This window comes from Paenibacillus antarcticus (genome assembly GCF_001637225.1).
GTDB lineage: Bacteria > Bacillota > Bacilli > Paenibacillales > Paenibacillaceae > Paenibacillus_AQ > Paenibacillus_AQ antarcticus.
This window is the reverse complement of record NZ_LVJI01000048.1, coordinates 249,991-262,287: the sequence shown is the minus strand read 5'-3', so window position 1 is coordinate 262,287 and position 12,297 is coordinate 249,991. Positions and strand designations below refer to the sequence as shown.

The window sequence follows — 12,297 nt, the reverse complement described above, 5'->3', positions numbered from 1 at the left end:
AAGATTACAATTAAGTTAATTACTAAAGGGGGTACGAAAGATGAAAAAGAAAACATTTATTGCAGTATTGGTAACAACCATAGCATTAGCGAGTCAATTCAGTACGTGGGACAAGCCGGCAGTTGCGAATGCGGAATTGTCGGAAGATATGAATAAGGGTGTAAGTACCATGATTAGTAGTGTTAAACTAACCGATATTACGACACATTGGGCAAAAGGAGCAATCGACAAAGCCGTAGAACGTGGGTTTGCGAAAGGATATCCGGATGGCACTTTTAAGCCGAATTCCAATGTAACGCGAGCGGAGTTCATTAAGATGACGGTAGAAGCATTGAAAATATCTGTTGATTCGACGACTACAGGTGGTACTTGGTATGACGCCTATGTAAATGCAGCTAAGAACGCAAATCTATATGTTGAGTCTGATTTTAATTCAGGTAACCTAAATTCTCAGATGACGAGAAAAGAGATGGCAAGACTGTCTGCAAGAGCAATAGGGGAAAAGACGACAGATGATACGAAATGGATGTATTTAGCTACGAAGAAGGGATTAATTTCGGGACTTGGAGCGGGTAAGCTTGGAGAATCTGACAATACGACTCGAGCCCAGTCCGTTACGATCATTGATCGCATATTAACAGTGAATGCAGGTGGATCGCTTCCAGTAGATAAGTATGCAGTAGCAAGTGCAGAAGTGGTATGGCATGGTACAAATATATTTACTGTGATGCCTGAAGTATTTACTTCTAATGATCCAACTAAAAAAGATCAAGATGCTGAACTTTGGAAGAAAGAAAACATGATTATTAATTCAAAAGATGGCGAATATTCCGGAGAAATAGAATATGTTATCGCGATTGATTTAGCAGATCCTAATGATCCTAACCTGAAATTGGTTCCACCAATCTCTAGTTTGAAATGGCAAAATAATATTAGTTCGAGTTCATTAACAGAAGGAATTCCAGTTTCTAAGTGGAGAGATAGTTATTTAATTTATTATAAATCAAGAGTAGTCTTTAGCAAAAACTCTGAGCATTATGCTCCTATTTCTATAAGAAATAACGTTCCCTTATCTATTTCGGGTACTGATGGTGATGTTTATGCATATTTAGAGGGAGCATTAAATAAAATCGCCCCGGTATTTAAGGATAAACCTATGGATCAAACAATCTTTTTATTCCCTAAAAAGGGATGGACTCAAAATCGGCCGCTTACTATTGCGATTAATACACCAGGGTACTCAAATACCTTTTATAAAACACAACAATTATTAACCATTTCAGGTCCGTTTATTAAATCATATTAAAGGTGGTGTGAATTTTGAAAGATAGAATGAAACTCATACCACTTATTTCAATGTTTTCACTATTATTTTCGTTACTAATTTCATTATTTCCTATATATGCAGATGTAGCAGCTGAGAGTCTCTTCAAAACGGATAAAATTGAATATGCTCCTGCTGAATCCTCTTTGAAGAGAGACTATCAGTCGGTCTTCTATAAGGAGAAAAATATTAGCACAAAACCTTTTAATATAGATGCTGGTGCAGGAAAAATCATTACTAAAATCTTGTTGTACAAAGGTGGCAAAGAATTTAAAGAGATTAAAGTGAATGCTAGGAAGTATATCGAATCTTTAGAAATTAGCGGCGAAGGCATCGCAGTCAAGTCTATTGGAAATATGCCTTATGGAAGTTGGATTGCTTGGTCAAGAAGTATAGCTGGTAAGCATTGGATTCCCGGAACGAGTGTGCAGAAATGGGGTATTGAAGGAGAAGCAACAACAGGCAGTGAAGTTTTTGATGGGATCACAAAAGACAAATGGCCAGGGAAGAAAGTTTGGATAGAAGTTGATTACGATCGAAATCAGCAGTACAAAAGTGTTGGAGCAGTTGACTATGGTGCATTTGAAACCACGTATATTGACGACGATGAAGAAACAACTCTAAAGGAAGCGAATAAGTTACAAGTTGGGGTAAATGTAATCAAAGATATGGATAAAGATATTACATCAATAGATGGACCGATCGGTAAAACTGACATATCTACTGCTATCATTGGCTTTTCTGTACCTAATTTAAATAAAGGTAGTATTAGATTTACTCAAATCTATGATCACGAAGGAACAAGAGTTCCATTAGGCGGTAACGGCTCTGCTGCAATGATGTATTATTTCGCTACCTATACATTTGATATCAAATCATTTACCTATCGTTATCCAAATGAATATGAAGTGTACACGAAGGATGACGATGGCACTCTTCCAGAGGAGCCTAACCCTCCTGTTGAAGGAGGAGGAACTGGCGGATGCACAGTCGCCAGCATTGGTTCCCCATCTCAGGGTTCTACTCCCCAAGCGTCGGTCATGGACCCATCTGCTACGGGGGCAATCAAAGCAGATGATGGGAGTAATAGCCCTTATAACTTCGATGTAGGTAAAGGAATACCTACGTCAGATAATTTATACGCTAATACGCTAGCTTTTAACTATCTGTACCAACATACATTTGGACAGATGAATGGAAAAGTCAATTATGAATGTAACGTCGATGTTGATTATGTTCTGAAGTGGAAAGAAAAACAGCCTCCGACAACAGGACCTGATGGCAAACCCGTTATAGTAGCTGACAAAGATATGTCCGAGACTGAGTCGAAAACATATTCTTTCACATTCACCAAAGATTATACATACTGGGAAATCAAAAATTTAGAACTGTACGGTATTGACAAATCTGTCATGAGGAACTATGCCTTACCCGGAGGGGAGGTAATTCTTAACCCTTCAGGATACACGCCTCCAACAATGGCATCATCACATAGTGATACAGTTGAAGATCATGTTAAACCCCAAGAGGGCGCATCAATAACGTATACACCACCGGCGGTAGTGGGAGGAACTACTAAGCCTTCTCCCCCGGATGATACGAGTCGACTGAAGGGTATGGCTGAAACTGGAACGAAAGATCCGCTTGTCAAGAACGACAAAGTTGATTTTAATGGTCAAAAAATTATGGATGATTCAGAAGTGAGTAAGACAGGACCCACGCCAACAAAGATTCCAAATCCTACGACGATAGGTAATACTGTTTTATATCAAAATGCTCTTTTGATCTCTAGTGCATTACTGAACAAGCTGAATACTACGAGCACCGGAACAATCTACTATACATTGCTTCCTCAAAATATTGGAGGAGGTTCCGATAAACAGTATCCGATTAATGCCATCAATACAGTGACTGTACATACACCCACCGTGATCTATGCGAACGCTTCGGATGATGCAGCTCATAATCAAAAGACAGTTCCAAATTATAGCCGTAGGGCATTTATACTAGACCGTAATTTCAAAGTCTATATGCCTACTACTGGTCAACACCGCAATATTTCAGGTTATGGTGACAGGGACTATGCAAAATATATTAAGGCTAAGCAAGTTCGCTTTGAATTTGATGTCTATACTGCGGATAAATCCATATTTTATCCCAAGGATACTTGGATTACCATCCCTGTATCAGAGTTTGAGAAGACATTTTTCTTACCTGTCTGGGTTAATGAGGGAGATTATATTGTTTATTTCAGATCCTTTGCTGAAAATGCTCCTGCATCCGGATTCACAACCGAATCGGAAGCAAACCTTAACTTAGATAACCATGTTGCAACTGATACCGTGCCTGTAGAAGTTATTGGTAGATTATATGACTTTCGTATTACGGATATTGCTGATCCTAATTGGGAAACGGTATTTCGGACAGCAAAAGGTAGTAGTCCTTCAAATGGTACCTCATATTCAGTAGGGACAAAAGGAATTGATGGAGCGGCTAACGGAAAAATTGCACCGTATGTACTACCAATCCTTAGAGGAAGTCATCCTGTTGCAAGTTTCAAGTCGATGACTGTTAAAACAGGTTATCACTTCAAATTCGATCTAAAGACGAAAGGAAACATGTTCGAGGATAAGGATGCTATTCGAGTGACACCGACTTTTTACTTCCAAGATAACCAAGCATCTACACCTGCTAAACGTGTTGAAGTTGACCTTTACTACCATTCGGACACTAAAAAGTTCGTAAAGATCGGTTCTTCATCTGCTGTGGAACGCCGAAATATAATCCTGAATCAGCGCTTACGTAATGTACCTGTTACAGATATTTTGAATACTGCGGGATCGCTTTACGATATGAAGACAGGGTGGACCATGACACGGCCACAGTACTTAACGGCATATCAAAAAAGGTCAACGGAACAAACCTATGTAGGAGGGTATGATATTCAATTGCTTCCTTCACCTTTACGTACGTTCATTAACACATTTGATAGGCCGGTAAATGCAAGTGCCAGTCCAGCTAGAACGAATGCATCGATTCAACAATGGTACGGTGAATATAGCTTGCCAGCTGCCGTCTATGTCGTTGCTAAAGGTACAGATTTAGCTGTATATGGAAAAACAAATAAACTCGATGAAAAGTCACCGATCTTTTTACGTAATGGTTATATTTCACTCAACTTTAATCTTGAAACGATTCGAAATGCCGATTTGAACAAACCGCATCTGCAATATATCAAAGGCCCGCTCAATAACCAATGGTGGAACATGGAAGGCTATGACGGTTCTGATGACGCGCGCGACCGAATGATTACGGATCCGTATGGTGTTCAATACCTTCTTAAAGATGGCGATGTCGTATTCTATGATGCTAACAAGTCATCGTATGATGATTACGCTCCTAACGGGACGCACTAGTTAGCCAGCTGATTATTGTTTCAGTTATTTCCGTGTATTCCCTTTGGCCCTGTATTCTATATGAATATGGGGTCTTTACATTTCTTAATTTTAAAAATAAAGACAGTTCAACTTACAGCGAGCATCCTATTTATGTTACAATATAATCTTGATGATATTTTTAATGTAAATAAAAGTGATTTTTATAATAGATAGGGGTTAAAGAGTAAAGATGAGTTTATTAACAGTAGAAGGTCTCTCCCATAATTTCGGGGGACGTACGTTGTTTAGAGATGTTACTTTTCGTTTGTTAGAAGGGGAACGTGTAGGTTTTGTTGGAGCCAATGGGGTTGGTAAATCCACATTGATGAATATTCTTACGGGTACACTCCTTAAGGATGAAGGGAAAGTAGAATGGACGCCACGCGTTCGTTTTGGTTATTTGGATCAGCATACGAAGTTAACACCTGGCAAAACGATTCGTGATGTTCTCAAGGATGCTTTCTTGCCGCTTCTGGTACTTGAGCAGGAAATGAATGAGATTACGAACAAGATGGGTGAAGCAACACCAGAAGAATTAGAAATTCTCCTAGAGCAAATGGGTGACATTCAAGAGCAGTTAGATATTGGGGATTTCTATTTACTTGACGTTAAAGTAGAAGAAATGAGCCAAGGTCTAGGTCTTACTGCTATTGGTTTGGATCGGGATGTAGCATCATTAAGTGGTGGACAGCGGACGAAGGTATTACTTGCGAAGTTGTTACTTGAGAAGCCGAACGTGCTACTACTGGATGAGCCTACGAACTATTTGGATGTAGAGCATATTGAATGGCTGACACAGTATTTAAAGAACTACCCTCATGCCTTTATGTTGATCTCACATGACACGGATTTCATGAATCAAATCGTAAATATCATTTATCATTTGGAATTCTCCAAATTAACAAGATACACGGCCAATTATGAGAAATTCCTTGAAATGGCTGATATGACGAAGAATCAGCATGTTGATGCTTACGAAAGACAACAAGAGATGATTAAGAAACAGGAAGATTTCATCGCTCGTAATAAAGCGCGAGCTTCTTCGTCCAAACAAGCAAAGAGTCGTGAGAAACAATTGGATCGATTGGATCGCATTGAGAAACCAGAAGAAGCTTCTAAGCCGACATTCAAATTCAAAGAATCTAGAGCAAGTTCTAAGACTGTATTCGAAGGAATTGATTTCGAAATTGGTTATAGTTTCCCTCTACTTCCTAAGATGAATATGGTAATCGAACGTGGAGATAAGATCGCTATCGTTGGTTGTAATGGTGTAGGTAAGTCTACATTGCTCAAAACCATTCTCGGTAAAATACCTACACTAAGCGGTAGAACATACCTAGGGGAATATCTGCAACCAGCATACTTCGAGCAAGAATCGGTTGCTAGCAGAATCACGCCTCTTGAGGATGTATGGGATGAATTTTCATCACTCACTCAAAGTGAAGTGCGTTCGCATTTAGCACGTGTGGGTCTTAAAAATGATCATATTACACGTCCTTTAAGTATGTTGAGTGGTGGAGAGCAAGCTAAAGTTCGGATATGTAAGTTAATGATGCGTGAAGCGAACTGGATTCTATTCGATGAGCCTACGAACCATTTAGATATCATTGCTAAAGCTGAATTGCAGCGGGCGCTTAAGGAATTTAAAGGAACGGTCGTTCTAGTCTGCCATGAACCGGAATTCTATGAAGGCTGGGTAACGAAAGAATGGAATGTAGAAGCGTGGGCTTCCAAGACGAAGACTGTATAATGTTGAAAGGGTGAAATAACATGTCCAATGATGTGAGCCAACAGGAATCACCATCAGATGCCTTGCATCGCTATTCACGACAAGAGCGATTTACACCATTAGGTACGGATGGTCAGAAGAAACTTGGACAAAGCCATGTTCTTATAGTAGGTTGTGGTGCATTGGGTACATCTATTGCTGAAACTTTAGTGCGAGCAGGGGTGGGACATGTTACATTAGCTGATCGGGATTATGTTGAATGGAGTAATCTTCAGAGACAACAGCTATTCAGTGAACAAGATGCGGCTCAGCGTCTTCCTAAGGCAGTGGCTGCTAAGCGTCGGTTAGAAGACATCAACTCGTTAGTTACAATAGATATTCATGTTATGGATGTTCGAGTGGAAGAGTTAGAGTCACTAATTACGGATGTCGATCTGATTATGGATGGCACAGATAATTTCGATACACGCCTACTGATTAATGATATTTCTCAGAAACATAATATTCCTTGGATTTACGGTGGTTGTGTCGGGAGTTACGGAATTACGTATACGATATTACCAGGTGAAACACCATGTCTGAATTGTCTCTTAGGGGCCGTTCCTCTAGGTGGAGATACATGTGATACCTCTGGAATTATTCCGCAAGCGGTACAGATGGTAACTGCCAATCAGACAACGGAAGCACTAAAGCTTCTTAGTGGTCACCCAGAAGCACTGCGGCGTAAGTTATTATCCTTTGATCTGTGGCGAAATGAATATGTCTCGATTGGGGTCGATACTGCGAAGAAAAGTGACTGTCTTTCTTGCGGTGATCATGCCACATATCCGTATTTATCAGCAGCTAACTTAGAAAAGGTTGATGTACTTTGCGGACGTGATACCGTTCAGATTCGTCCTAGTCAGCGTCAATCTGTGAATATTGAACAGTTAGCTGGTCGCCTGTCGAATCTTCAAGAAGGTAATGTAGAAAGTAATCCGTTTCTAGTATCGTACAGTATCGGTTCACACCGTTTAGTTATTTTCCCCGATGGAAGAGCATTGATTCATGGTACGAAAGACATTGCGGAAGCTAGAACGTTGTATCATCGCTATTTTGGATAATTCAATTCAAATCAATCCATTCCTAATCATTAGGAATGGATTTTTTTTGCTTGGTGCAAGCTATGGTATAGAAGAATATTTCCGATAAAGTTTATAGAAATTGGTGGAGCCTGTGAATGAGATTATTATGTATGTGGCATACGACGGTGAATCCGCTGTTCCCATTATTGCGGCAATTAGTGAAGCGAAATATGAAGTGATTAAGGTCGGTAACAATGGAGAGGCACAAGAATATGCGGAAATTCATAATATAGATATGCTAATTTTAGACCAAGCAAGTGGCGGGATGGACTATACCCTGATAAGTGAGTTGTATTCAGGGAGAAAGTCTTTTGTGACTATGGTCCTGTCCGATCAGATGAAGACTGAAGATATCATAAATGGGTTCAATGAAGGGGCTAATGAATATATAACGAAGCCTGTTCAAATTGAAATCGTATTGATTCGGATTCATAATTTGTTTAATCTAGTATCGAAAGAAGGACACGATAAGAGGCTCCCTATCACCATTGGAGAACTAACTATTGATCTCAAAAGTCGAAGAGTCATGCGTAATTCACAGGATATTCAATTAACGCGTAAAGAATACGATTTGTTATTGTATTTAGCACGACATGTCAATGAAGTATGCAGCAGAGAAGAGATTCTACAGCAAGTGTGGAACTATGATTTCATATTAGGAACGAACGTGGTTGATGTATATATACGTCATTTGAGAGTTAAATTGGACAAGGGGTTCCATCACAAAATGATCCAAACTTCACGAGGTGTAGGATATATTTTAGAAGAGCCTAGATAAGAAAGTCTACGTTCGCACAAAAAAACTGACAGTCGTTAGACTGTCAGTTTGATATATATAAAGTATGATTGATTGAGATTAAAGGACCCGACGTGCTTTTACATATGTTTTCTTCCAGTTACCTTTGTTAAGGTCTGAGATGATAACACCAGGTTTTCCGTACGTATGAAGGATTTTCCCGTTACCGATATACGTAGCTACATGAGTAATATTCTTTCCAGTCGATCTACTTCCTGTGGAGAAGAATACGAGGTCTCCTTTTTTGAGATTAGCTTTAGAAACAGCAACACCCATTTTGGATTGTGCTACAGATGTACGTGGTAATGTAACACCATATTTACCATAGATTCGTTTCATAAGTGATGAACAGTCGAAATTTCTAGTCGTGGTTGTAGCAGCACCGAATTTATATGGCGTTCCCATAAAAGTTTTTCCGTAGTTTATGATTTTTGTTGCTTTGGATGTGGTGGCAGTAGCGGTTGTTGCTGCTTCAGCAACTGGGCTAGCGACGGTAATTGCAGCCGTTAAAGCAAGAGATGAGCATATTCCTATTACTGCAAATCTATGAGTCCATGTATGTTTAGTCATGTTGTAGTACCTCCGATAGTTTCTGTTTTAATAGTGTCTAGTTGTGCTCGAAACCAAGTATAACAGTTTTGTAACAACCTAATATTTGGACATCTACTAGAAAAGACTGATACACCAGTCGCTAGAGTTGCTTTATTAAAATTTGATTAAAAGTTACAAATAATTAATTAATTGGTTTGTGTAGACATAGAAAACGCCAAGAATCTATGCTGTCATAGCGTTCTTGGCGTTTTCTATTGAATCATATTAATTACAAAATTGTATTAATTTAATCTTTGCTTTGGATCACGAGTAACAACCCACTTTCGATAGAGACGGAACCCTTTTCACCTGTAAGGCGATTACTAATCCCTAGAGATTGTCCTAATTTTAAAGTTGCATTCTCTAGCGGATACTCAAATCCTTCTATAGTAATACCCGTCACTTCAGCAGTCATCGGTAGGAGTGAAACATAAGTGTACCCCAAATTGGTGACTTCAAGTGAAGAGCCAGTCATCGAAATGTAATTGTTCTTGTCGAGTATCGTGAGTGATGTGTGGTGTTGCAGTGCTCTATTTAGCATCTGAATGTTAGCTAACGTATGATCAAGACGAGTACCTGTTCCACCAATTAATAGAATATGCGTAGGACGTTGTTTAAGAGCGATCTCAAAGGCTAGTTCAGTATCTGTAAGATTCTTATCTATCGCATCGCAGTCCATCATTTCACCACTAGATGAAGAAACAATTAATTTCTCCTCTTCCGAGATGGAATCGAAATCTCCAACGGATATATGAGGATGGACGTTATTATTGATTAAAAATAAGGCACCTTTATCGGCTCCTATAATGTAGTCATCTTTTTGGATTTGATCCAAGAACTCTGGATAAAGGCTACCACCTGAAAAAATGATTACGCGTTTATGTGTCATATGTATGTCCTCCAAGATCATTTTAATAGATAGATGGAAATAAAAACGAACCTTCCATACTTAATTGAAGATAAAAACAAGTATAAATGAGAATTCATTGTTGCACAATTCATATTGTCATGATTACAATGGTGACAGCATCATGATAGGAAAGAGGTCGCTCTAGTGGATATGCATATATTTGAGTGGTTTAGTATTATCGGAACGATTGCGTTTGCGATGTCAGGCGCTTTTGTTGCAATGGAAGAAGAGTATGATATCCTCGGAGTGATCGTCTTAGGACTTGTCACAGCATTTGGTGGAGGTATTATACGAAATGTATTAATTGGTGTTCCTGTGACGTCGTTATGGACTCAGGGATTACTGATTCGTCTAGCGCTTATTTCTGTCGTGATTGCTTTTATACTACCTCTGAAATGGATTAAGCACTGGAAGAAAACAGAAGCATTATTCGATGCTATTGGATTATCTGCCTTCGCGATACAAGGAGCAATCTATGCAACGGAAATGAATCACCCTTTAGGTGCGGTTCTCGTGGCCGCTGTTTTAACTGGGATCGGTGGGGGAATCATACGTGATATACTTGCGGGTCGAAAGCCACTTGTATTGCGTGATGAGATTTATGCCGTATGGGCGATGCTTGCAGGTCTGGCCATTGGACTGAATTGGTTACACAATTCATGGCAGTTACTTACATTGTTCGTATGTGTCGTTGTATTTAGAATGTTGTCTGTCTTCTATAAATGGAGACTGCCAAGACGTTCCATAAGCAATTCTACATCAAGTCTTAGCGGATAAGGTATCCGTATACTAACGCGTTTGTTTGGAAAGGATGAGCACAATTGATTAACGTACTATTTGTCTGTCTTGGAAACATATGTAGATCACCAATGGCTGAAGCCGTACTACGGGACAAGCTTAAGAAGCAAGGACTAGAGGATCAAATTACTGTGGATTCTGCTGGTACAGGAGATTGGCATATTGGTCATCCTCCGCATGAAGGAACTAAAAAATTATTAGATACGCATGATATTGGTTATGAAGGAATGGCAGCTCGACAAGTGATAAGTCAAGATTTCAGTGCTTTTGAGTACATAGTCTGTATGGATGAATCGAATCTGACGAACCTTCGTAAAATTGAGGGAGGAACAGAGGCGAGTATCATTCAGTTTATGGATTTATTGCCCAAAGAGAAATTACGCGAAGTTCCAGATCCTTATTTCACCGGAAACTTTGAAGAGGTATATAACTTGATGAACGCGGGTTGTGACGTACTACTGGATAAAATTGTGAAAGAAAAGCTATAATGATTACAAAAGGGCATGATTAACATGCCTTTTTGTAAGAATGTTTATGAAAGCGCAGTCATTTTGTGGAGAAAAATAAATCCTAACCTCCTGTCCCATAACATGAGTGAGTAGGATTTACTTTTGAACTCGCTATCTTATTCTTCAAAAAAATACAACAGTGCATCGGGTAATTCTTTTTGCCAGAACCCCCAAAGATGACGACCCTCTTTTTCTTCATAATGGACTTGTGCTCCACGTGTTTCTAGAAGGTTCTTCGTATCTCTATTTAGTTGGACGAAATCATATGTTCCTGTGTCAGTTGTGAATTCATTCTCTTGCAGACCAACAATCATGAAGATATTTAACCAAGAAAGGTCCGATTCAGAAGCAATGATTTGTTGTGAAGCTTCATAATAAGCGCCGGACAAGCTAAGAACTCGCGTAAACAAATGTGGATATTGTAGGGCAATATGAAGAGATACACTACCACCAAGGGAGTCACCAGCAATCAAAGTTTCGGATGTCTCGGTTCGGACGGGATATTTCTGCTGCACATAGGGGATAATTTCTTCAGCAAAACATTTCACGTATGCCTCAAATCTGTTACCAAATGGTGCATATTCTGCTGTACGGACGGCTGTATCGACTTCCACGCCAACAATAATAAAAGGTTCAGCACCTCCATCAAGAATGAGGCCATTGGCAATGGTAGCAATACGACCGAAATTGAAAAACTCTTCACCATCTTGGCAGTATACGACAGGGTAGCTAACAATTTCATTGTATCCAGGAGGTAAATAGATACGAAGATTACGAGTTTCTGAAAGGTATTTACTGTTTATTTCTTCTTTTATAATGGTCCGTTTTAAGTAACGAGAATCGGTCATCTGAGGTCACCTTTTCTTGGGTTGATTTTTTTGCAATGGGAGAAGCGATAAGCTAAGATATTATTGTGAAGTAATTCATTGCTGTGTTGTTTAATTGTTCTAACTGTTATACCAATTATTTTGGGCTGTTATACATACAAAATCAAAATAATTGATTTATAACGTATTTACCTTTGACTTAACGTATAGAACAGGTATATAATAATTCTATAACAGGCGCACATGATAATC

Annotated in this window: 10 protein-coding genes; 7 read left to right on the top strand and 3 right to left on the bottom strand. The window is 39.2% G+C overall.

Annotated elements, in window-relative coordinates; translation table 11 throughout:
* The first annotated feature begins 40 nt into the window (after nt 1–40).
* From PBAT_RS22075 to PBAT_RS22055, 5 genes are all read left to right on the top strand, one after another.
* The gene (locus PBAT_RS22075) at nt 41–1,306 is read left to right on the top strand and encodes an S-layer homology domain-containing protein (protein ID WP_068652834.1); all 1,266 of its coding nucleotides are present in this window, start codon (nt 41–43) and stop codon (nt 1,304–1,306) included.
* Nucleotides 1,307–1,356: 50 nt separating this feature from the next.
* Nucleotides 1,357–4,740 carry a DUF5704 domain-containing protein gene (locus PBAT_RS22070; RefSeq protein ID WP_248912454.1) on the top strand — a complete coding sequence of 1,128 codons (3,384 nt, stop codon included), beginning with the start codon at nt 1,357–1,359 and terminating at the stop codon, nt 4,738–4,740.
* A gap of 211 nt (nt 4,741–4,951) precedes the next feature.
* Complete coding sequence (locus PBAT_RS22065; protein WP_068652833.1) at nt 4,952–6,511, top strand: ABC-F family ATP-binding cassette domain-containing protein; 1,560 nt, start codon at nt 4,952–4,954, stop codon at nt 6,509–6,511.
* Nucleotides 6,512–6,531: 20 nt separating this feature from the next.
* Nucleotides 6,532–7,593 (top strand): MoeB/ThiF family adenylyltransferase, encoded by a 1,062-nt coding sequence (locus tag PBAT_RS22060; protein ID WP_068652832.1) that lies wholly within the window; start codon nt 6,532–6,534, stop codon nt 7,591–7,593.
* Between the two features lie 112 nt (nt 7,594–7,705).
* Entirely contained in the window at nt 7,706–8,392 is a 687-nt protein-coding gene (locus PBAT_RS22055) for a response regulator transcription factor (RefSeq protein ID WP_068652831.1), read from the top strand.
* A gap of 78 nt (nt 8,393–8,470) precedes the next feature.
* On the opposite strand, the gene PBAT_RS22050 is transcribed toward PBAT_RS22055, so the two are convergent.
* Both PBAT_RS22050 and PBAT_RS22045 read right to left on the bottom strand, forming a co-directional pair.
* Nucleotides 8,471–8,980 (bottom strand): C40 family peptidase, encoded by a 510-nt coding sequence (locus PBAT_RS22050; RefSeq protein WP_068652830.1) that lies wholly within the window; start codon nt 8,978–8,980, stop codon nt 8,471–8,473.
* Nucleotides 8,981–9,248: 268 nt separating this feature from the next.
* Nucleotides 9,249–9,890 (bottom strand): thiamine diphosphokinase, encoded by a 642-nt coding sequence (locus PBAT_RS22045; protein ID WP_068652829.1) that lies wholly within the window; start codon nt 9,888–9,890, stop codon nt 9,249–9,251.
* A 171-nt stretch (nt 9,891–10,061) separates the two neighbouring features.
* Between PBAT_RS22045 and PBAT_RS22040 the strand changes: the two genes are divergently transcribed.
* A complete protein-coding gene (locus PBAT_RS22040) occupies nt 10,062–10,688 on the top strand; it encodes a trimeric intracellular cation channel family protein (protein WP_068652893.1) in 627 nt (208 codons plus the stop codon).
* A gap of 44 nt (nt 10,689–10,732) precedes the next feature.
* The gene (locus PBAT_RS22035; RefSeq protein ID WP_068652828.1) at nt 10,733–11,197 is read left to right on the top strand and encodes a low molecular weight protein-tyrosine-phosphatase; all 465 of its coding nucleotides are present in this window, start codon (nt 10,733–10,735) and stop codon (nt 11,195–11,197) included.
* Nucleotides 11,198–11,334: 137 nt separating this feature from the next.
* Here the strand turns inward: PBAT_RS22035 and PBAT_RS22030 are convergent, their stop codons facing one another.
* Nucleotides 11,335–12,066, bottom strand: coding sequence for an alpha/beta hydrolase (locus PBAT_RS22030; protein WP_068652827.1), 732 nt, complete (start codon nt 12,064–12,066; stop codon nt 11,335–11,337).
* Nucleotides 12,067–12,297: the final 231 nt, after the last annotated feature.

What these genes read in the sequence shown, in the direction of transcription:
- PBAT_RS22040 (WP_068652893.1), top strand. Translation starts at nt 10,062, where the DNA reads ATGCATATATTTGAGTGGTTTAGTATTATCGGAACGATTGCGTTTGCG.
- PBAT_RS22060 (WP_068652832.1), top strand. Translation starts at nt 6,532, where the DNA reads ATGTCCAATGATGTGAGCCAACAGGAATCACCATCAGATGCCTTGCAT.
- PBAT_RS22065 (WP_068652833.1), top strand. Translation starts at nt 4,952, where the DNA reads ATGAGTTTATTAACAGTAGAAGGTCTCTCCCATAATTTCGGGGGACGT.
- PBAT_RS22050 (WP_068652830.1), bottom strand. Translation starts at nt 8,980, where the DNA reads ATGACTAAACATACATGGACTCATAGATTTGCAGTAATAGGAATATGC.
- PBAT_RS22075 (WP_068652834.1), top strand. Translation starts at nt 41, where the DNA reads ATGAAAAAGAAAACATTTATTGCAGTATTGGTAACAACCATAGCATTA.
- PBAT_RS22045 (WP_068652829.1), bottom strand. Translation starts at nt 9,890, where the DNA reads ATGACACATAAACGCGTAATCATTTTTTCAGGTGGTAGCCTTTATCCA.
- PBAT_RS22030 (WP_068652827.1), bottom strand. Translation starts at nt 12,066, where the DNA reads ATGACCGATTCTCGTTACTTAAAACGGACCATTATAAAAGAAGAAATA.
- PBAT_RS22070 (WP_248912454.1), top strand. Translation starts at nt 1,357, where the DNA reads ATGTTTTCACTATTATTTTCGTTACTAATTTCATTATTTCCTATATAT.